18 protein-coding genes and 2 tRNA genes are annotated in these 21793 nt (G+C 58.3%); 18 read left to right on the forward strand and 2 right to left on the reverse strand.

Features of this window, described 5'->3' with window-relative positions:
* Position 1: 1 nt before the first annotated feature.
* Positions 2-78, forward strand: a tRNA-Met gene (locus PIB16_RS06860).
* Between the two features lie 809 nt (positions 79-887).
* Here the strand turns inward: PIB16_RS06860 and PIB16_RS06865 are convergent.
* Positions 888-962, reverse strand: a tRNA-Gly gene (locus PIB16_RS06865).
* A 253-nt stretch (positions 963-1215) separates the two neighbouring features.
* Here PIB16_RS06865 and PIB16_RS06870 point away from each other — a divergent pair.
* From PIB16_RS06870 to pbpC, 6 genes are all read left to right on the forward strand, one after another.
* Positions 1216-1725: a prolyl-tRNA synthetase associated domain-containing protein gene (locus PIB16_RS06870; RefSeq protein WP_080857459.1), complete on the forward strand. Its 510-nt coding sequence runs from the start codon at positions 1216-1218 to the stop codon at positions 1723-1725.
* A 53-nt stretch (positions 1726-1778) separates the two neighbouring features.
* Positions 1779-2747, forward strand: a complete 969-nt coding sequence (trxA, locus tag PIB16_RS06875; protein ID WP_003523262.1) for a thioredoxin — start codon at positions 1779-1781, stop codon at positions 2745-2747.
* 69 nt (positions 2748-2816) lie between these two features.
* The gene (locus PIB16_RS06880; protein ID WP_003523264.1) at positions 2817-3488 is read left to right on the forward strand and encodes an LON peptidase substrate-binding domain-containing protein; all 672 of its coding nucleotides are present in this window, start codon (positions 2817-2819) and stop codon (positions 3486-3488) included.
* Between the two features lie 10 nt (positions 3489-3498).
* Entirely contained in the window at positions 3499-3687 is a 189-nt protein-coding gene (locus PIB16_RS06885; protein ID WP_003523265.1) for a Trm112 family protein, read from the forward strand.
* Positions 3688-3805: 118 nt separating this feature from the next.
* Positions 3806-9262 carry an alpha-2-macroglobulin family protein gene (locus PIB16_RS06890; protein ID WP_271045259.1) on the forward strand — a complete coding sequence of 1819 codons (5457 nt, stop codon included), beginning with the start codon at positions 3806-3808 and terminating at the stop codon, positions 9260-9262.
* Positions 9259-11337 (forward strand): penicillin-binding protein 1C, encoded by a 2079-nt coding sequence (pbpC, locus tag PIB16_RS06895; protein WP_271045260.1) that lies wholly within the window; start codon positions 9259-9261, stop codon positions 11335-11337. Before PIB16_RS06890 ends, pbpC begins: the two co-directional genes overlap by 4 nt.
* A gap of 149 nt (positions 11338-11486) precedes the next feature.
* Here pbpC and PIB16_RS06900 read toward each other — a convergent pair whose 3' ends face one another.
* On the reverse strand, positions 11487-11783 hold the full coding sequence (locus PIB16_RS06900; RefSeq protein ID WP_065656415.1) for a hypothetical protein: 297 nt from the start codon (positions 11781-11783) through the stop codon (positions 11487-11489).
* A 397-nt stretch (positions 11784-12180) separates the two neighbouring features.
* On the opposite strand from PIB16_RS06900, the gene PIB16_RS06905 reads away from it, so the two are divergent.
* From PIB16_RS06905 to PIB16_RS06955, 11 genes are all read left to right on the forward strand, one after another.
* Positions 12181-13377: a tyrosine-type recombinase/integrase gene (locus tag PIB16_RS06905; RefSeq protein ID WP_271045261.1), complete on the forward strand. Its 1197-nt coding sequence runs from the start codon at positions 12181-12183 to the stop codon at positions 13375-13377.
* A gap of 7 nt (positions 13378-13384) precedes the next feature.
* Positions 13385-14146, forward strand: a complete 762-nt coding sequence (locus tag PIB16_RS06910) for a hypothetical protein (protein WP_271045262.1) — start codon at positions 13385-13387, stop codon at positions 14144-14146.
* A 120-nt stretch (positions 14147-14266) separates the two neighbouring features.
* The gene (locus PIB16_RS06915; protein ID WP_271045263.1) at positions 14267-14473 is read left to right on the forward strand and encodes a helix-turn-helix transcriptional regulator; all 207 of its coding nucleotides are present in this window, start codon (positions 14267-14269) and stop codon (positions 14471-14473) included.
* A gap of 8 nt (positions 14474-14481) precedes the next feature.
* Complete coding sequence (locus PIB16_RS06920; protein WP_271045264.1) at positions 14482-14697, forward strand: hypothetical protein; 216 nt, start codon at positions 14482-14484, stop codon at positions 14695-14697.
* On the forward strand, positions 14694-15008 hold the full coding sequence (locus PIB16_RS06925) for a winged helix domain-containing protein (protein WP_271045265.1): 315 nt from the start codon (positions 14694-14696) through the stop codon (positions 15006-15008). The genes PIB16_RS06920 and PIB16_RS06925 overlap by 4 nt, the downstream gene beginning before the upstream one ends.
* A gap of 178 nt (positions 15009-15186) precedes the next feature.
* Entirely contained in the window at positions 15187-15693 is a 507-nt protein-coding gene (locus tag PIB16_RS06930) for a hypothetical protein (RefSeq protein WP_271045266.1), read from the forward strand.
* On the forward strand, positions 15690-16406 hold the full coding sequence (locus PIB16_RS06935; RefSeq protein WP_271045267.1) for a ribonuclease H family protein: 717 nt from the start codon (positions 15690-15692) through the stop codon (positions 16404-16406). Before PIB16_RS06930 ends, PIB16_RS06935 begins: the two co-directional genes overlap by 4 nt.
* Before the next feature lie 277 nt (positions 16407-16683).
* Positions 16684-16974, forward strand: a complete 291-nt coding sequence (locus PIB16_RS06940; RefSeq protein WP_271045268.1) for a hypothetical protein — start codon at positions 16684-16686, stop codon at positions 16972-16974.
* 76 nt (positions 16975-17050) lie between these two features.
* Positions 17051-17491: a hypothetical protein gene (locus PIB16_RS06945; protein WP_271045269.1), complete on the forward strand. Its 441-nt coding sequence runs from the start codon at positions 17051-17053 to the stop codon at positions 17489-17491.
* The gene (locus PIB16_RS06950; protein ID WP_271045270.1) at positions 17481-18500 is read left to right on the forward strand and encodes a hypothetical protein; all 1020 of its coding nucleotides are present in this window, start codon (positions 17481-17483) and stop codon (positions 18498-18500) included. The genes PIB16_RS06945 and PIB16_RS06950 overlap by 11 nt, the downstream gene beginning before the upstream one ends.
* A gap of 40 nt (positions 18501-18540) precedes the next feature.
* Positions 18541-20610 (forward strand): hypothetical protein, encoded by a 2070-nt coding sequence (locus tag PIB16_RS06955; protein WP_271045271.1) that lies wholly within the window; start codon positions 18541-18543, stop codon positions 20608-20610.
* Positions 20611-21793 lie beyond the last annotated feature (1183 nt).

Here is a 21793-nt window from a genome sequence, read left to right on the forward strand (position 1 = left end):
TGGCGGGGTAGCTCAGGTGGTTAGAGCAGCGGAATCATAATCCGCGTGTCGGGGGTTCAAGTCCCTCTCCCGCTACCACTTTCCTTCATGCGAAAAATCCAAACCGAACGATTATGCGCCCATGTTTCATTGATTTTCCGAGCCGGAGAAACAATGGATCCGATGGTGCCTGCCGGTAAGTTATGCCCAAAAAAAGGGAAACCCGCTTACTGCCAAAACGCAGCCAGCGGGCCTCAACCTTTACCCCCTCCCACAAGGGCGGCTGCACAAAAGCACATTGAATGAATTATGGCAAGATCAAGGCGACCATATTGTTGCGGTTGATGGCCCTGTTCGCCAGTTTAGTGGCGGATGGCAGAGCGTGACCTGTTCCGTGTGCCGTTCGTAAGGGGAGCGATAGGACACGATATTTTCGGTGCAGCGCATTTCCGCGGAATTGGAATAGGTATTTTCGATCCGCTGCGGTCGATAATGTGCTTTGTGCGGTGAAACCCGTTCCTCACGATAAACCGTCATATCGGCGGCAGGCGATATGCCGGGTATCGACAAGGTGGCGACTGCGGCAATCAAGAGAATTCTTCCAGGATGTGCGGACATGGCTCTTCCCCGCGTTGAACAACGCAGGAGAACGTGCTGCGCACATAAGCTGTTCCAGGGACATCGGCAAAAAAATGCCCGCTCATCGCGGGCAATCAGAGGGGAACTGAGGTTAGGAGCCTCGGGTCTGAAACGGACATCTTCGGCATAAGTTCCGCTTGCGGAATAATTTCCGTCGCGCCTTGCCGACAAAGGGGCTGCGCAGGCCGAGTTTCAAGCCGCACGACACGGAACGATGCGACACGCGCAAACGGCGATAATTTTATGATGATTCTATCTTTAGGGAAATTTGGAGCGGGCGAAGGGATTTGAACCCTCGACCCCAACCTTGGCAAGGTTGTGCTCTACCCCTGAGCTACACCCGCTCAAATCCACCGGTCCGGGGTAGTTCGCTGAACCGTGGGCCGCCAAGCGGCGACGGGCGCTATATCGCTCAATCGATTTTGGAATGCAACAGGGAAATGACAAAAACGCGAAAATTTCTTTGATAAATGCGACAAGCGGCGGAAATGATTGAGAATTTTTCATCCCGCTGTTTTTTCCTGCGTTGCCAAGCGTCGGTTGCCCGCTTAATCAGGAAACAAGGATAGTGGAATCGGCAGAGGCAGGTGGCAGGATATGGCGGAAAATTCTCGAAAGACGGCATCGGAGCTGTTCGAGTTTCTCGACGGACTCGGCATTTCCCACACCACGAAGCAACATGAACCGGTGTTTACCGTCGCCGAATCCCAGTCGCTGCGCGATCTCATTCCCGGCGGCCATACAAAGAACCTCTTTGTAAAGGACAAGAAGGATCAGTATTTCGTTCTGACCGTTGAGGAAAATGCGGTCGTCGATCTGAAAAGCGTTCACAAGACCATCGGTGCGGCAAGCCGCGTGTCCTTTGGCAGACCGGAAAAGATGCTTGAATATCTGGGCGTCGTGCCGGGCTCGGTGACGGTGTTCGGAGCCATCAACGACACCGACAGGCAGGTCACCTTCGTGCTCGACAGCGGGCTTCTGGAAAACGAGCTGGTCAATGGCCATCCGCTTTCCAACGACCAGACGACAACGATCGCGTCCACGGATCTCATTCGCTTTCTCGAGGCAACCGGACATGCGCCGCTTGTCTTGAAAGTCACCGAGTGAGATACGATCTTTGCTTCAAATAAGACATATGACAGAGGTTACGGGAGACCGGCATGAGCGGCGAAAATAATCCTTACGGCGGTTCCTATAGCGGGCAGATGACCGCAAGCGCCCATCATAATGGCGAGCTGAACGGTGCGGCCTCCGGCCACATCAAGGACACCACGACGGCGGGTTTCTCCAGGGACGTTCTTGAGGAATCGCGTCGCCAGCCGGTTCTGGTGGATTTCTGGGCGCCCTGGTGTGGTCCGTGTAAGCAGCTGACGCCAGTGCTCGAGAAGGTCATCAACGAGGCGAATGGCCGCGTGAAGCTCGTGAAGCTGAATATTGACGACCACCCGTCGATCCCCGGCCAGCTCGGCATCCAGTCCATTCCGGCAATCGTCGCCTTTGCCGACGGCCGGCCGGTGGATGGCTTCATGGGCGCCGTGCCGGAAAGCCAGATCAAGCAGTTCATCGAGAAGATCGCCGGGCCTGACGCGGGCGATCCCAAGGCCGAGATCGAGGCTGTTCTGACGGAAGCGAAGCAGCTTCTGGCGGATGGCGATTTCAACGGCGCGGCGCAGCTTTTCGGCGCCGTCATGCAGGCCGACCCGGAAAATCCGGCAGCGATTGCCGGTATCGCGGAATGCATGATCGCCGCCGGTCAATATGAGCGGGCAAGCGAACTGCTCTCTTCGCTGCCCGCGGAACTCAATGAGGATGCGGGTATTCAGCTCGTTTCGAAAAAGATCGCGCAATATGAGGAAGCCCGTAAAATCGGCGACCCCGTGGCGCTGGAGCGCGAGCTGGCGCTCGATCCCGATCGTCACGAGGCGCGGGTGAAGCTTGCCAAGGTGCTGAATGCTCAAGGCCGGCGCGATGAGGCCGCGGACCATCTGCTTTACATCATGCGCAAGGACCGGACCTTCGACGATGACGGCGCGCGCCGCCAGCTTCTGGAGTTTTTCGAGGCCTGGGGCTTCAAGGATCCGGCAACCGTTGCCGGCCGCAGGAAGCTTTCGGCGATACTGTTTTCGTAATGCGGGCATATCCCGGCCGTGGCGGTTGATCCGCCGGCCGAGCAGCATTGAACAGGGGGCTTGATTCCCATGCATGTCGGAAATGCGAGATATGTGAAGAACGACGATCTGCCGGAAACCGTGCCGGTCTTTCCATTGCCGGGCGCGCTGCTTCTACCGGAAGGCCATCTTCCACTCAATATTTTCGAGCCTCGATATCTCGCCATGATCGACTGGGCGTTGGCCGGCCATCGTATCATCGGCATGGTGCAGCCCGCCCTGCATGTCATCGAGGCGGGGCTTGAGGGCGGTCCGCTGAGCGCGGTCGGCTGCCTCGGCCGCATCACGTCCTTTTCCGAAACCGGCGATGGCCGTTATATCATTTCGCTCACCGGCGTGTGCCGCTTCCGTCTGCTGGAAGAGGTGGAGGCGGGCAAACCCTATCGCAGCTTCCGGCATGCGCCCTTCATCGCCGATCTTTCCGGCGAATATGACGAGGATGCGGTGGACCGCGAAAATCTGCTCCGGGTGTTCCGCTCGTTTCTGGATGCCAACCAGCTGGAAGCGGATTGGGAAAGCGTGGAAAGGGCGGGCAATCGCGTTCTCGTCAATTCGCTTTCCATGATGTCTCCCTTTGGACCGGCTGAAAAACAGGCGCTGCTGGAAGCGCCGGACCTGAAGACGCGGGCCGAAACATTGATCGCCATTACCGAGATCGTTCTTGCCCAGGGATCGGGCGAGGGCGGCAACGTGCTGCAATAGGACCGCCGCCATGGACGACAGGATGAGCAATGTCGATCCCAAGCTGCTGGAGCTTCTGGTCTGCCCTTTGACGAAAGGGCGTCTTGCCTATGACCGCGCCCGCAATGAACTCATCTCCGAGAGCGCGAGGCTTGCTTATCCGATCCGCGACGGCGTGCCGATCATGCTGATTTCGGAAGCGAGAAAAATAGAAGACTAACCTTCCCGCTTGTCCGCCTTCACACATTGCGTGTCGCGAATTGACGAAGATGCGTTGACAACCATGCGTGGATTTGACCAGAGTCCCGCCCGACATGTCTGTTGCGGGGAGAAAACTGATGTCGTTGCGCGCGCTCGTCCGGATTTCGCTGGTTGCGGTCTCAACCGCCCTGTTTTTTCCGCCAGCCATGGCGGCGGAACCCTCCCGCAAGGTCGTTACGACCCAAAATGGCGATTATTTCGGCTTCGATCTCAGAACGGAGCAAAATGTCTCGCTGGAGCAATGCGGCGAGATTTGCGTCGGCGATACCACCTGCAAGGCCTTTACCTACAATCCCAAGGTGAAATGGTGCTTCCTTAAGTCGGATTTCAATCAGCTGAACGCCTTCCCTGGCGCAGTTGCCGGCAAGATTGTGGAAGTGGCCGCGGAAGCCGATATCGGCGCACCGCAGCGCCTGTCCTTCGTGATCGACAGCCTGCAGCAGGAAGCGCGCCGGCTGAAATCCGGCCTTGCGGCAAATGGGGGTGAGGGCGAACAGGGCCTGGAAGCCCTCGTGGAAACGGCGCGCCAGCAGGCAGCCGCTGGCAATATTCCCGATGCAGTCACGACCTATAAACAGGCGCTTGCGATCACACCTGACGATGGCGCGCTCTGGGCGGAATTGTCGGAAAAGGCCGCGCAGGTCACCGATAATTATTCGATAGCGGGACAAGCCGCTTCCGCTGCCATCAATGCCTACCAGCTCAGCCGCACGGTTAGCGCCCGCACCGAGGCCCTGAACCGGCTGGCGAAGGCTTTTGAGCGAACCCAGAATTATCGCGCGGCACTCAATGCCTATAAGGAAAGCCTTGCGCTTACCGACAATGCACAGACAAAGGCGGCCTATGCGGATCTGCGCACGCGGCAGGGTTTCCGCGTCATCAACAATACCGTGGATACCGATAGCATCAGCCCGCGCGCCTGCGTGCAGTTTTCCGAGCCGCTGGTGAAGAACGGCGTCGATTATTCCTCCTTCATCACGCTCGATGGGGCAGCCCCCAAGGCCATCGAGGCGAAGGGCAGCGAGATTTGCGTGGAAGGCCTGACCCATGGCCAGCGTTACAAGATCGCGTTTCGCGCCGGCCTGCCGTCTTCGGTGGAAGAGCCTCTCGAAAAGCAGGTCGATCTCGATATCTATGTGCGTGACCGCGCCGCCAGTGTGCGCTTCACCGGCGAGAATTTCGTGCTGCCGGGCACGGCGCGCCGCGGTATTCCAATCGTCTCTGTCAATGCCGACAAGGCCGACCTGAAGCTTTATCGCGTCGGCGACCGCAACATCACCTCGCTTCTTTCAAACTCGCAGTTTCTGACGCAGATGGACGGCTACAATGCCGACCGTATCGAAAACGAAATTGGCGAGCTTGTCTGGCAGGGCTCGATCGATATCCAGCCCGATCTCAACAAGGATGTGGTGACGAGCTTCCCGGTGGACGAGGCCCTGCCGGAGCGCAAGCCCGGCATTTATGTGCTGACCGCCGTACCGCCGGGCACCGCGCCGGAAACCTGGGATTCGCGCGCCACGCAATGGTTCCTGGTTTCCGATACCGGCATCACCACCTATGCCGGAACCGATGGTCTGAATGTCTTTGTCCGTGCACTTGGCAGCGCCAAGCCGTTGGTAGATGTGGATTTGCAGCTGCTCGCCAAGAATAACGAGGTGCTGGGCACCGCGAAGACGGATGCGGACGGCCGCGCGGTGTTCTCGGCTGGCCTGATGCGCGGCACGGCGGCGCAGGCGCCTGCGATCCTGACGGCGCGCAACGGCGACAAGGACTACGTCTTCCTCGACATGACCCGCGCCGGCTTCGATCTTTCGGATCGCGGCGTGACGGGCCGTGCAGCCCCCGGCGCCATCGACGTGTTCAGCTGGACGGAACGCGGCATCTACCGCGCCGGCGAGACCGTGCATGCCGCAGCCCTTGCCCGCGATGTCGACGGCAAGGCAATCGAGGATCTGCCGCTCACTTTCATCTTCTCGCGCCCGGATGGTGTCGAGGACCGGCGTTTCGTCAGCGACGGCAAGGCGCTGGGCGGCCATGCGGTCGATCTGCCGTTGCAGGCAAATGCGATGCGCGGCACCTGGACATTGCGCATCCATACCGATCCGAAAACGCCTGCGATCAGCGAAAAGAGCTTCCTCGTCGATGATTTCGTGCCTGATCGCACCGAGTTCGATCTTTCCAGCAAGGCAAAGCAGATCGACCCTGGCGCGGAAACGGCAATCGATGTCGATGGCCGTTATCTCTATGGCGCGCCCGCTGCCGGCTTGACGCTGGAGGGCGAGGTCGCCATCAAACCGACGCGCACCAGCGCCGATTTCGAAGGTTATTTCTTCGGTCTGGCCGATGAGGAGAGCGAAGAGGAAAACCGCACCACGCTTGCCGATCTGCCGGCGCTGGACGAAGAGGGCAAGGCGAGCTTCAATATCGATCTGACCGATCTGCCATCCACAACGCAGCTTCTTTCCGCCAACATCACCGTGCGCATGCGCGAGGCCGGCGGCCGCGCCGTGGAGCGCTCCCTGACGCTGCCCATCAAGGCTGAAGCGCCGGTCATCGGTATCAAACCGCAATTTTCCGGCGATCTCGCCCAGAATTCCGTTGGTCGTTTCCACATCATCGGTGTCAGCGCCGATGGCGCCAGACAGGCGATGAACGGCCTCAACTGGAAGCTCATCAAGGTTGAGAGGAACTATCAATGGTATCGTCAGGGCAACTCCTGGCGTTACGAACCGGTGGAATATACCAAGCAGCAGGAAGCAGGTACGCTTTCGGTCGATGCCAATGGCGGCGAGATTTCCGTGCCCGTTACCTGGGGCCGCTATCGGCTGGAAGTGGAGGGCGCCGGCAACGGCGCGCCTGTTTCCAGCGTTGAGTTCGATGCCGGTTTTTATGTCGAGGCAAGCTCGACGGAAACGCCGGATGCGCTGGAAATCGCTCTCGACAAGCAGAGCTACAAGATCGGCGATACGGCCAAACTCAAGGTTTCCTCGCGTTTTGCCGGCGAGTTGATGGTGACTTCGGGTTCGGAAAAGCTGATTGCCGTGCAGAATGCCGAGATCGGCGAGGATGGCGGCGAGATCGACATTCCCGTCACCGAGGAATGGGGTGCGGGCGCTTATGTGACGGCCACGCTGTTCCGTCCCGGCGATGCGCAGGAAAGCCGTATGCCGATGCGCGCCATCGGCATCAAATGGCTCGCCGTCGATCCGGCCGAGCGCAAACTTGCCGTCACGCTCGGTGCGCCGCAGAAAACGCTGCCGCGCCAGCCGCTTGAAATTCCGATCACCGTTGCCGGTGCCGACGTGGGCGAAAAGGCCTATGCCATCGTTGCGGCCGTCGATGTCGGCATATTGAACCTTACCCGCTATGAGCCGCCGAAGCCGGATGAATGGTATTTCGGCCAGCGCCGGCTGGGGCTGGAAATCCGCGACCTCTATGGCCGCCTGATCGACGGTTCGCTCGGCGCCACCGGCCGGTTGCGCACTGGCGGTGACGGCGGGCAGGCAGCCCTTCAGGGCAGCCCACCCACGGAAAAGCTCGTGGCCTTCTTTGCCGGTCCGGTCGAACTCGACGCAGACGGCAAGGCGACGGTGAGCTTCGATATTCCGCAGTTCAACGGCACGGCCCGCATCATGGCGGTGGCCTGGACGAAGACAGGCGTGGGACATGCCGTCTCCGACGCCATCATTCGCGATCCTGTCGTGGTCACGGCCAGCGCGCCGAAATTCCTCGCTCCCGGCGATGTCTCGCAATTGCGGCTCGATATCGCCAATACCGATGGCGAGCCCGGCGATTACCGGCTGGATGTGACCAGCAATACCGCATTGACGGTCGATCAGGGCGAGATGTCGCAAACTCTCGCGCTTCAGAAAGGCGGCAAGTCTTCGCTGACGGTCCCGCTTACGGGCGAACAGCCCGGCAATGGCGCGATCACCATCAAGGTTTCCAATGCCGCCGGTCTTTCACTGGAGCAGGTTCTGAACGTTCCGGTACGTCCGGCCGTTCTGCCGGTGACGACGCGGCGCGAAATCAAGATCGCGCCCAATAGCAGCCTGACGATCAATGGCGATCTTCTGGCGGACAGCATGCTTCTCGGCTCTTCCGTCGCGGTCAATGTCACGCGCTCGCCCGCCTTTGATATTCCGGCGCTGGTGATGATGCTGGACAAATATCCTTACGGCTGCGCCGAGCAAACGACGAGCCGCGCTTTGCCGCTGCTTTACGTTTCGGAACTGATGAAGGATAGCGGCCTTGCAGAAGACCCCGATACCCGCAAGCGCGTGCAGGAGGCGATCTACCGCGTGCTGTCCTACCAGTCGAGTTCCGGCAGCTTCGGCCTCTGGTCGCCGGGTTACGGCGATCTGTGGCTCGATGCCTATATCAGCGACTTCCTGACAAGGGCGCGTGAGCAGAATTACGATGTGCCCGAAGCAGCCATGGTGCAGGCGCTGAACAACCTGCAAAACGGTCTTTCCTATGACAGCAATGTCAAGGATCGCGGCAACGAGATCGCCTATTCGCTTTATGTGCTGGCGCGCAACCGCAAGGCGGCGATCAACGATCTGCGTTATTACGCGGATACGGCGCTGGCCGATTTCGCCACACCGCTCGCCAAGGCGCAGGTTGCCGCCGCCCTCTCGCTTTATGGCGATCAGGCCCGTTCGAAGGCCGTATTCGGCGCTTCGCTCGACATGGCAAGCCGCACCACCAATGTCAGTTTCTCGCGCGCGGATTATGGCTCCGCCCTGCGTGACGGCGCGGCGACGCTGGCGCTTGCCGCGGAAAGCCGGCCGGTTCCGGCCGTCGTGCCGCAGCTTGCCGGAGCGGTGGCGAAGGAATGGGAAAAGAAGCCCTATACCAGCACCCAGGAACAGGCATGGATGCTGCTGGCCGCCCGCGCCGTCAAAGGCGAAGACAAGGATATCCGTCTCGATGTGAACGGCGATCTGCAGACTGGCGGCTTCGGCAAGCGGATGAGCGGCGATGAACTGCTGGCCGCACCCTTGAAGATCGCCAATGCCTCGGCCGATCCGGTCACGGCCGTCGTCACCACGGTGGCGCCGCCGGCGCAGCCGCTTGCCGCCGGCGGCGAAGGCTTCACCATCACCCGCACCTATTATTCCATGGATGGCGAGGAGGTGAATCCGAGCGAGGTGGTCCAGAACGAGCGTTATGTCGTGGTGCTGAATGTGGTGCCGCAGAATAACTGGCAGTCGCGCATTCTGGTGACCGACCTGCTGCCCTCCGGTTTCGAAATCGACAATCCGAGCCTCGTCAATTCGGCTGAGCTTTCGAATTTCGACTGGCTGCCGGAAACGGAAGCGGCGCATACGGAATTCCGCTACGACCGTTTCGTGGCGGCCTTCGACCGCTCGGCCGGCGACAGTTCGGAAATTGCCCTTGCCTATGTGGTCCGCGCCGTTACCCCCGGCACCTACGATCATCCGGCAGCTTCGGTTGAGGATATGTACCGGCCGCAATTTGCCGCCCGCACGGCAACCGGCCGCATGGAGGTGCGCTCGGCAAACCCATGAGGCGGAAGAAGGCGATCATTGTCGGCATCGTGACGGCCGCGTTGCTTATGGGCGGCGCGGCCTTCGGTCTTAATGCGCTGGACACGGCCTATCCGCCGCCGCTGGACGCTGCGCAGCAACGATCCTTCGAGGTTCTGGATCGTGACGGCAAGCTGCTGCGCGCTTTTGCGACACCCGATGGCCGCTGGCGGCTGAAAACCTCGGCCGCCGAAGTCGACCCACAGTTCCTGCGCATGCTGGTGGCCTATGAAGACCAGCGTTTCTACGATCATCACGGGGTCGATCCCTGGGCGCTTTTGCGCTCCGCCTGGCAATTGGCCAGCAACGGCCGGATCGTTTCCGGCGCATCGACGCTTTCCATGCAGGTGGCGCGGCTGATCGAGCCGCGCGCCGACCGGTCGTTCTCGGCGAAATTCCTGCAGGCCGCGCGCGCGCTCCAGATCGAAAGAAGGCTCAGCAAGGCGGAAATCCTCGATCTCTATCTGAATATCGCGCCTTATGGCGGCAATCTCGAAGGCATTCGCGCCGCAAGCCTCGCCTGGTTCGGCAAGGAACCGGGCCGCCTCGATACGGCGGAGGCGGCCCTGCTTGTCGCGTTGCCGCAATTGCCGGAAAAGCGCCGTCCGGATCGTTTTCCGGAGGCGGCGAAGCAGGCGCGGGAGCGTGTGCTGCAACGGCTTGCCGTGGAACGCGTGGTGGGTGAGGGGGAGGCGGAACGGTCGGCGCTTGCGAATGTGCCCGCCAACCGGCGGGACCTGCCGGCCTATGCGCCGCATATGGCCGTCGCCGCACGGGTGAAATTCCCGAATACTGCCGAGGTGCGCTCCACGCTGAAGCTGCTGATCCAGCGGGAGCTGGAGGGTGTCGCCCGCCATGCGGCGGAAAAGCTCGGCGACAGGGTCTCCGTCGCCATCGTCATGGCGGATGCGCAGAGCGGCGATATTCTGGCGGAAGTGGGCTCGGCGGATTATCTCGATACGGCAAGACGCGGTTTCGTGGAGATGAGCCGGGCCGTTCGCTCGCCGGGCTCCACCCTCAAGCCATTCATCTACGGCCTTGCCTTCGAAGACGGTCTTGTCGGGCAGGAAACCATCATCGAGGATCGCCCGGCCGACTTTTCCGGTTACAGGCCGCGCAATTTCGACATGCATTATCAGGGCGATGTCAGCATCCGGCAGGCGCTGCAACTGTCGCTCAATGTGCCTGCCGTCAAGCTGCTGGATGCCGTCAGCCCCTCGGCGCTGATGGTGCGGTTCCGGCGGGTGGGCGTCAAACTCGTTCTTCCCGCCAATGAAGCGCCCGGGCTTGCCATCGCCCTTGGCGGCGCGGGTGTTTCGCTGGTCGATCTGGTGCAGCTCTATGCGGGGCTTGCCGGCGGCGGCGATCCCGTGCGGCTTGGAGACGGCGTCCGATCCGCCCCGGAACGGCTGGAGGGGGACCGGTTATTCTCCGATGCCGCGATCTGGAACATCTCCGATATCCTCTCCGGCGTGCTGCCGCCGCTCGGCATGAAACAGCGCGGCATCGCCTACAAGACCGGCACCAGCTATGGCTATCGCGATGCCTGGTCGGTGGGGTATGACGGGCGGCATGTGGTCGGCGTCTGGGTCGGCCGGGCCGACAATGGCGCGGTGCCGGGCATTGCCGGTTATGCGACAGCCGCCCCGATCCTGTTCGAGGCTTTCGAAAAATCCGGCGTGGCGATCACGCCGATGCCGGCCGCACCTTCCGGTGTCGCGCGGGTCGGGGTCAATGACCTCCCCGCCAACCAGCGGCGTTTTACCACGACGGCCAGCGGCCTGCTTTCTGCTTCAAGACGTGAAAGCGCCCCGCGCATCGTTTACCCGCCGGAAGGCGCGCGGGTGGAGCTTTCTGGCCAGTCGGGCATCTCGCCGCTGGTACTGAAGCTGCAGGGCGGGCGGGCGCCCTTCCGCTGGCTCGCCAATGGTTTGCCTTTGCCGAACGCTTCCCATCGCCGCAACAGCGAATGGCGGCCGGAAGGCCAGGGATTTTCCACACTGACGGTTATCGACGCCGACGGCCGCGCCTCGAGCGTGCGGGTTTTCGTCGAATAGCAGGGATGTCCAACTCCACAAGGGGTTGCCCCGGGCTTGTGTCAGACAGCGCCTCGAGCGTCTCGTCAGTTCTTTTTCGCCGTCTTGACAAAGATATGTAGCAAGCAATTGTACAAGAGTGACGACGAAGATGATGTGCCTAAGTTCTATTACGCCACATCGAGTGAATGGCGGTGGATCCGCTGCTGAAGCGAAGCCACAACGGCTTGTAGAAATTCCCGGCGCCTGGGATTGGTCGTTGCCGTCAGTGTCACCTGTAGCCGGCTTGTGATGTTGTTCAGAAAGCCAACGTGATTAAAACTATCGGCGGCGATATTGACCTCCACCTCGTCCATGTAATGCGCCAGATGCGGTTCCAGTAAGAGATTTGTATCCGTCTGGTAGCAGGCAGCCATCTGTTCTCCAAGCGTGGACATCTGCACATATGGACCATATTCGTCGATCATCAAATCTCCTTCCTCTAGCGCAACTAATTTTGACAGGCGCTTCATCATCACAGATAGGAAATAGGAAGCAATTGCCCGCTTTCAACGTTCCCTTTTGAAGCTTTTAATTTCTCGTGTTCGTGAAGGATGTCACTAAGACTCCGGTCGAAGTAGAGACCTGCCAAACGGCTATCAGCCGCGCTGGGCCGCGCTCAAACTATAACATTGTTTTTGCTGCGTTTTGCAGGAAATTGGCGTCCACGAGAGGAATTGAATACAGGTAAAGTATGGTAGTCATCTGTCATATTCTGTCTGATAAAAGCGCGATTGTCGGCATTCTGCTGTAAAATCATGTCTGTTTATGTAGTATGTGGTATCGTCAAGTCGCGCCTAATAAGGTGGATTAGAAGGTGGATCGATGACGCGCACCCTAAATAGACTTTCAGCCCTTGGAGTTAAGAATGCCGGCGCAGGCAAATACGCCGATGGGGGCGGCCTTTGGCTGTTCAAGCGTGAAGACGGCGGCGGTCAATGGGTTCTACGTGTGACGGTTCATGGCCGGCGTAGAGAGATGGGGCTGGGCTCGATTTCAGATGTCTCATTAAAGGAAGCTCGTGACGAGGCTGAGCGTTGGCGCGCTGTGGTCCGGTCCGGCCTAGATCCGATTATCCAGCGCGGGAAAGACAAGCGAGAGGCGATCAAACGATTGCATCTCCTAAAGGACGTCGCCAATGATGCTTTCGAAAGTCGGAAGGCTGAACTAAAACGCGATGGCAAGGCCGGACGCTGGTTCACTCCTCTTGAGCGGCACATCCTTCCCAAACTAGGGAAAACACCAGTCGCTGAGATAGATCAGATTGCTATTAGAGACGTTCTTTTACCTATCTGGCACGCGAAAGCCCCCACGGCGCTGAAGGCGCTCAACCGTCTCAGTCTTTGTCTGAAACACGCGGCGGCGCTTGGCTTGGACGTAGACATCCAGGCGACGACGAAAGCACGCGCATTGCTAGGCCAACAACGACACGATGCTGTGAATATTCCGGCGATGCCATGGAAAGATGTGCCCGACTTCTACGAGCGCTTGTCCGATGGCTCTATAACGCACCTCGCCTTGCGCCTTCTCATCCTCACGGGCGTCCGTTCGCGGCCGCTGCGCTTTCTAAATGTTGACCAGATTGAGGGCGATGTGTGGATCATACCTGCGGAAGTGATGAAGGGTCGGAAGGGGAAGACGCTGGATTTTCGTGTTCCGCTGACCCCGGAAGCACTGGAAATTGTAGAGGCGGCTAAGCCGCTCTCGCGCAATGGGTTCCTTTTCCCTAGCATCAAAAAGGGAGTTATATCAGACGCCACAATGGCGAGACTGATGGAACGGGACAAGATGCCGTATCGCCCGCATGGCTTCCGATCTTCGTTGCGAGACTGGATTGCGGAAGCCACTGAGACTCCGCACGATATTGCAGAGACGACGCTAGGACATACCGTAGGCGGTAAGGTGGAACGCGCATATCGGCGCACTGATTTCTTGGAACAGCGCCGGAAGCTTCTTGAGCGCTGGGCAAAACATGTGACAGGTAAGGGTGGCAAAGTCTTGCGACTGGTCGCGGAAGGATAGGATAAGAGTGGAAGCGAAATTTGGCAGAAGCGACCTAAACGAAATCATTTACTCGTCAGCTAGTCATTTCGAAATTGATGGGTTTCTGCAAAAACTCCGAAATCCGAGCAACAATCACATGCCGCGCCTGCACCCACGCTGGGACTCTGAACCGAGCATGCAATTAGTATTCCGCCGCGCGCTAGAAAACGCAGCCACTCAAGCGGAGATGGCGTTGCATCTGCAAAATGAGCAATACTCTGGTGATGATTGGAAAAGAACGGAAGAACATGCCAAACGGGCGGCAGTTGCTGTTAGGGAGCTCCTCAAATTTATCGCTCCGCAACGATATGAAACGCCAATCATTCCGCTCCTCACCCAATATCACGTAGGGAACAAATCATCTCTTCCCCTTGCAGAAGCCCGCGATGACTCTCGAACGCTGTTCCATGCTGATGAGCTTTTGCATGGACTAGAAATATTTGCGGCCGCACGCTTATCCGCCATGTCGAACAACAACAATCCAGGCCGGCGCGACAAGGCGGCCTTTACACTATCGCTCGCGGAAACGTGGATCGGCTTGACTGGTCGCGTGCCCGGGAAACAAGCGGGCTCTAACGGTCAGCCGAATCTGTTTGAAGACTTCGTCAGCGCTGCATGGCGAGACGCTGGTGCGCTAGGAGAAGATGAGAATTTCACGCGCGCTATCCGCACAGCTGTTGACGCATTAAAGGCCCGCATACCCGCCAGTGCGGTGTCTACCCACGTTCCTAAATGGCTCCTAGGGTAACAAAACCCCCTTCTCGATTATAGAGGTTCCGTTACTCCTAATCATTCGCAGCCAGCTTCATTGTCGGTTCTCGTAAAGGCGCACTTCGCCTTTGGACAAACTCGTAAACGAGGGCACGACATGAACATTTCCGCAGACAACAAGTCAGAACGCCTCCTCACAGATAGGGAGGCAGGTGAGTATTTCGGGGTTTCCCGGCAAACGGTGTGGACTTATGTACGCAAGGGCATAATTCCTAAACCCCTGACATTTGGTGGAATCACCCGCTTTCCTCTTTCAGACATTCTCGGCGTCATTGAGGCCGCGAAGCACCAGCGCGCCGCCTGAGGTTTCCCATGAAAACGGAAAACCCGGCCGCGCTGGCAGGCGCAAAACCGGGTTTCAATATCAATGCTCTGGCTGGGCTTGATACTTGGAACCCTACAGAATCCATCCCTGAAAATCAATCTGAATTGCTGGCGGTCAAGTCCGTCATGCGTCGGTGCCGCGTGTCCTTCTGGCATGCGAAGACCATTTGCCAGCTTCACGGCCTTGGAGGTCTGGCAGCATGACGAAACGCATCATCACCACCGCCCGTGTTCTACCTGACGGGCAGCCTTTCAAAGTTGTCGGTCGCTTCGGCTGGATGCTTAAAGCTCTCGTTGACGCTGGAGAGCGCGGCGTCACGCCGATTGACCATCCGGCGCCCCGGCACTCCGCATACGTTCACCGCTTGCGCAAAGACTACGGCATCCTCATTGAAACAATCGATGAAAAACATGGTGGGCCCTATCCTGGCAGCCATGCTCGCTACGTCCTTAGAACCGAAGTCGAGATTATCCCGGCTGAGGCGCCGGCTGCGAGTGGGAGGGTCGCAGCATGAGGGAGCCAAGCAATAACCCTGAAGTCATACGTGCAGCCCAGTGGCTTGCCGAACAGAAGGAGCCGCCGCCCCAGGCGGTTCCAACGTTGAAAGCTGAGTTCGGTCTGTCTGCCCTTCAAGCATGCGAGGCGTGCAAGCTGGCGCAGAACTTCCGACTTAATCGCAAGGTGTACGGCTGATGCGAGATTTCAGCAAAGTTTCCCCGAAGATTTGGCGCAACCGAGATTTTCGCGCCCTGCCGTCTATCGGCTCCCAATTGCTTTTCCTCTATCTGATGACGAGCGAGCATCAAAATTCTGCCGGCTGTTTCCACCTGCCGGAAGGATATGCGCAGCATGATTTAGGATGGACGCCTGACGATTACGCCGAGCGGCTACAGGAAATTGAGGCTTCCGGCCTCGTATTGATCGATCGCGAGACAAGCGAAATGTTCATTCGCGGTTGGTTCGACATGAACGCGGCCATGAATGACAGGCATGCTATGCGCATCACAAAAGCGATTGCCGAGATCGAAAGCGCCACACTTCGTGAGACTGTTCAATCCGCGTTCTACACCACCGACGCCAACAGGAAGCCCGACAAGGTGAAAGCGGCCCGTGCGAAAATGATTGAGGCAATCGAGCGGACGGCCAACACCTCGAATTTAGCTCAAACTGGCTACATGCAACGGAGGGCGCAGCTTTGACCAGAAAACGCCCCGATACCCTATTGATACCCTATGCATACGGTATCAATACCCCAAATTCGCCCCTGAAATACGGTATCGATACGGTATCGATACACAAGAGACTAGAGACTAGAGACAAAGAGACTAGCGACGGTATCAAATCGACCGACAAAATGCCGCAAGGTGTTTTTGCTTTTGAGGATGGGCAGGGCGCAAAGCCAAAATTCAAATGCCCACGTTCTCGCAAGCCAACAGCTTCCAAAGTTGATTTCTCGTCTGGGCTTCACGTCTTCACTGATGGTGCATGCGATCCAAACCCTGGCCCCGGTGGCTGGGCATTCGTAGCGATCGAGAACGGCGCCATCAATCACAGCGAAAGTGGGACTGATGCAGCGACCACGAACAACCGCATGGAAATGCAAGCCGTCATGGCTGCGCTGCGCTGGATGCAGTCGAGCGGATATGCCGCCGCCCAGGTTCACAGCGATAGCCAGTATTGTGTGAAGGGCGCAAACGAATGGCGGCACGGCTGGGCGCGCAAGAACTGGATGCGTGGGGAAAACCTCATGCCGAACGCCGATCTATGGCAGCAGATGAACGCAATTCTCGATGCTGTTTCGGTTTCCATCGATTGGGTGCGCGGTCACTCTGGCATTCCCGGCAATGAAGCGGCCGACCGGTTGGCTTGCAATGCGCTGAAGTGTGGGCTTCGGGAAAGGCGGGTAGCGTGACGATAGATCACTTTCCGAGCGGAGTTTCATCCGAAGCTATCGCCATTATTGGGCGTGAATATGTGGCGCTTCTAACAGCCTTGACGCATCGAGAGAATCTGGACGCGCCAGCAGTATGCGAACGCCTGAAATACGCATCCGCGGAGATGCGAAGGCTTCTTGCTGCTACGGACCTATCTCAAGACGAGATTGAGCAAGTGACGAGTTTTTTTGAGGCATGTGTAGACCGGGAAATACAGGTCGCCGTGTATCTGCTGACTCATTCGGAGGGGAGCGCGTGAAACCAGTTCCAATGCTGCCGGACGAGATTATCAACGTGAAGCGGGCTGCGTATCATGCGCGCGTAAGCACGAAAACAATTCGCAGGTGGTGCCGTCGTCATGGCATAGGCCGCCAATCGGCGGCCGGCGCTCCGCTGCAAATTTCTATTATCGCTCTCGAAATGGTTGCCGAAGGAGACCATCAAGCTTTGGAGATGTTACGCGCTGGCAATCGAGAAAATCCGATTGTGGCTTCCTTCCTTGATAGGTTTAAGCCCTCCGCTGCTCCGCTTTTTGTTGGTCTGTAGATGTCCACACCTGTCCAATCCCCGAGTTTGCAGCAAATGCGTAAAAAATCACTGTAAACATAAGGGACCGCAGTCAATGTTCAAAACCCAAAACCCCGGCGTTGATATTGCATTTCGGGCTTTTCTGGATTCCTTTGGTTTCGAGATTGGAAAGCCGCCATTGGCTCGGATAGATGCCGCAATTGAAACGGCGCGTTGTCTTCGCCACGCTTTCGAACAAACCCGCGATGTGTGGGCAACGGGTGAGTCTCTACCTGTAGAGGAAATGTGCCGAGCTTATTGGCAGGCGTTTTCGGATGGCCTTGCGGAATTGGAAACGCGACACGGCTACCCCAACTGGGACGATGATGACAGCGCCACGAAAGATGCATTGCGCAAGGCGATGCGGGCGGCGATTAAATCGCTTGGTCACCTCAGGGAACGAGGGTTTACCGAAGCCTTCCCCGAAATGCCGCTTAGCCGAAATGCTGACTTGATAGTGTCCATTGAAGTCGACGGGGATGACCATGCCGTATAACCCATCGACCGGCGTGTTTTCGCTACCCGCTATCTATTTGGCAATCCCCGGAACTGTCATCATAGCCGCGCAACACAACGAGCCTTTGCAGGATTTGGCGACAGCCAATAACTACGCTCGCCCGGTTATCGCGGGAGGCACGGGCGCGAATAATGCCGCATCGGCCGCAACAAACCTGAACGTTCTTTCGAAAGCTGGCGACACCATGGCCGGTGGCATCGATATGGACGGAAATAGTCTCACAGACGCGCTCCTCGATGGCATCCCCGGGGGCAAATTCATCGCTGGCTATCTCTATGGCCTCACGCTTTCAAATAATGGTGTGGATGCGGCCAATGATATTGATATCGCTATTGGTGCTGCATCGAGTGACGGTACAGTTCCTTACCTCATGTCTCGTGATGCCTCACTAACAAAACGGCTTGATGCATTGTGGGCAGTCGGCTCCAACAATGGCGGACTTGACGCAGGAACGGTAACGAACGCCACCTATCACGTCTGGCTAATCCAGCGGTCTGATACAGGCGTTGTCGATGCTCTATTTTCGCTGTCAGCCACCGCGCCCACGATGCCCACCAACTACGACCGCAAGCGCCGCATTGGATCGATCATCAGGTCAGGCGGCACCATTCTGGCGTTCACACAGAACGGGAATACCTTCATACTCAACGTCGCTGTGATGAATAGAACCTCGAACGCCGCCCAAGCATCTACACTGCTTGCACTGACGGTTCCCGGCGGAATTGTTGTTCAGCCGATCATGGTTTCCACGCAGCAGCAAAACGCTACGGGCAACGTTCAGACGCGCTTCGCAAATGCGGGCGGGAACTTGGCAACGCTCGTCACGACGGTTGCAAATCAGGAAATAGGACAAGCTTACATCCCGAGCGGAATCTTCACTGACACCTCTGGCCGTATTCAATATTCAGTCGAGTTTCTTGGGGGCACGCTTTTATCAAACGAACTTCTTACGAAGGGCTGGATCGATACACGGGGGCAAGAGGGATGAGCAGCGGCAATAACGGCGGTCTTTATTGAGGGGCAGTACAATGGCTATCAAAAGCGGATACACGGCCGAAGATTTGGCCAAGATGGGGCCGGATTACATCACAAAGAAGCGCTTGCTTGCCGAGGCGCTAATGCGCGACACGACGAAACAGCGCAAAATCGAACACCCATTTCAAGGTCTTGCCCAACTGGCGGAAACGTACTTTGCGGCCAAAGACCTTGGCGACCTCGACACGGCTTTGAAGACCGGTCAGACGAGCGGGGATTCGGCCTTCAAATCCTATCTTGGCGGTTTCTCTAACGGCTCTCCCGCTCGATCGTCATCCTCCGCTCAAATCCCGATGAGTGAGGCAGCAGGCGAAGTGGCGGCAACATCACCGACGACCGGCGATACATTCTCCCCGTTCATGGGCACGATTAAGGCAGGCGGCGTACAAAACCCGTATGCTCTGGCAGCAATCGCAGCTACTGGCCGTGCCGAAAGTGGTTGGTCTGCGAAGAATGCTAACCGGACATGGAGCGACCCGAGCGAAAGCGGTCAGCCCGGAACTGCTGGCGGAATCATGTCGTGGCGCGGCCCGCGGTATCAGGCGCTAGCCGCGACGGGCGATCTGTCGCCGCAGGGGCAGGCGAAATTTTTTCTGAACGAAGACCCTTCGCTTATCCAGAAACTGAACGGCGCAAAAAGCGTCGAGGAAGCCCAGCAGCTTATGAACAACGCGTGGGCATTCGCTGGTTACGATCGACCCGGCGGGGAGTCCGCGCGGCGTCTCGGTTACGCGAAAGGCTACCTCCCAACGTTTCAGGGAAATGCCGAAGTCGCAAGCCTTGACCCATCGTCGGGTATGCCTGCCCCTTCTTCAAGAAGGGCCGGCGGCTATGTTGATCCCATGGTGTCAGCGCCAAATTCCCAGCGGGAGCAGCTGGCGCAAGCGGTCATGTCGAATGATGGTGCCCAGCCATCAACGCCCCCTCATTTGCGGACTGCCAATCAGCTTGGCTCTGTCCTCCTTGCGCAATCTGGTCCTAGCCTTCAGTCGTCGGCGGATATTCTTTCAAATCCTTGGGTTTCGGAAGACCGGAAGAAACTGGCGTTGACCTTGCTCGGGCAGCAGAACGAGCGGCAGAACCTCATCATGCAGCAAGAGCTTAAACAACAAGATCCAGCTTATCGTCTTGGGCTGGAAAAGAGCCAGCTTGAGCTAGACGCGCTGCGCAACCCGCGCATGTCGCCAGCCGATCAGGCTCGAATTGACCTTGATCGCCAGAAATTCGACTTTGAGCGCAACAAGCCCCGCGACCCTCTGAAGATGGGGCAAGGCGAAACGCTGGTATCGCCTGAAGGTCAGGTACTTTACGCCGGCCAGCCAAAACCCGAGACAACAGATGACATCCGCGAATACAATTTTGCGGTCAACCAGGGTTACACGGGTAGCTTCTCCGACTTCCAGCAGCAGATGAAAAAGGCTGGCGCAACAAGCATCACAGTCGGCGGCGGCGATAACAAGCAGGTTTTTGACGCCGTGGCCGATTCCGCGGCCACGGCCCGCTCTGCCGTGACTGGTCTTAACGCGCTGCGCGAAGCTCGGAACGCTGTTGACGGCGGCATCATTTCCGGTGCCGGTGCCGATGCGCGTCTAGGTTTGCAGCGTGTTGGCGCATTGCTTGGCGTCGCCAATCCCCAAACGATCGAGAACACCGAAACATTCCGTTCGGCTATTGCCCCGCAGGTTGCCGCGATGATGAAAGCGACCGTAGGCAGCACGCAGATTTCGAACGCGGATCGTGAATTTGCCGAGAAAGCCGCAGGCGGGAGCATCGGCTTGAATGAGGGCACTATTCGCCGCCTTCTGGATATCATGGAACGAGCAGGAACCGCTGCCGTCACAGGTCATCGAGACAGGCTGAACAAGGTTTATCCTGAAGGTCACGGCTTTGACCGGGAAAGAGCGCTCTTTGACGTGGGTATTCCCGATCTGGGCGCGGGCGCGAAGCCCTTTCCCCGCAACAGCCGAAAGGGCCGCCGCAGTCAACGCTCTTGTCCGCGAAGGCATAGAGACTTCAGCCGGCCAGAAGACTGGATCCGATGCGCTGCGATATGCGGAAAGTGAAATCGGCGGCAATGCTGCCCGTGACCTTTTCGAACGGCAGGGGGAGCAGTTCACAAAGGCCGCGCTTTCCCGCGCCGGTATCAATGCTTCTCGGGCCACCCCGGAAGTCATAGACGATGCTTTTCGCACAATTGGAAACGAGTTTGACACTCTGGCTTCCCGTAACGCGATTGCCCCTGACGCGAAGCTGGCGCAAGACATGGGCGACGTGTGGAGGGAATATGCCTCGCTTACACCGGACAACGCCCGCGCCCCAATCGTTCAAAACATGATACAGGATATTGGGAAGGCGATACAGGGAGCCGGCACGTTAGATGGGGCGGCATATCAATCTGCGCGTTCCCGCCTAGACAAGGCGGCCCGTGCGTCCGTTCGCGACCCCCAGCTTCAGCAAGCACTCTACGGACTGCGTAGCTCGCTCGATGACGCCATGGAGCGCAGTATTGCGGTGAGTAATCCAGCAGACGCCGGGTTATGGCAAGAGGCCCGAAACAAATACCGGAACATGCTTGTTCTGGAAAAGGCGGCAACAAGAGCCGGCGAAGATGCTGCACAAGGGATTATCTCACCGTCAGCACTCAGAGGCGCAACGGTAACCGGACAGGGCCGACGCAACTACGCCCGAGGCCGCGGCGATTTTGCCGAGCTTGCTCGTGCTGGAGAATCCGTCATGAGGCCTATGCCAAACAGCGGGACAGCTGCACGCCTGGGGGCTAGGCTTGGCCCCGGTATTCTGGGGTTCGGATATGGCGCTTACAGCGGCGACCCCACAGCAGCAATCACGGCAGGTCTAGCCGGTGCCGCCGCTCCGAAGGTTCTCGGCGCCGCCATGATGTCAAGACTAGGGCAAACGCTCCTCTCAAATCAGGCGGCTCAGAAAATGGCGCTTGATCCTCGCGCACGGGCATTGCTTGGCGAGATACTGTTAGGCGGTCAGGCTGGAGAAGCTTCAGGCGTCGGGAGGGCTATCGTCGGTCCCTGATTTGAATGGCCCGGGGAATGTGTCGCCAGCCCAGGCCATGAACATGAGGCCAGTGGCGCCCCCTAATCCGAGGGAAACCCAGCTTACGGTTTGCGTCATGAAATATACAACCCACATTCCGGCAATCAGAACGAACGCGGCTGGATTGACCCACCACATGCCATCCTCGTGTTTCATGCTGCTGCCTTTCCTCTATGTGGA

This window comes from Agrobacterium sp. ST15.13.015, assembly GCF_027871645.1.
Classification (GTDB): domain Bacteria; phylum Pseudomonadota; class Alphaproteobacteria; order Rhizobiales; family Rhizobiaceae; genus Agrobacterium; species Agrobacterium leguminum.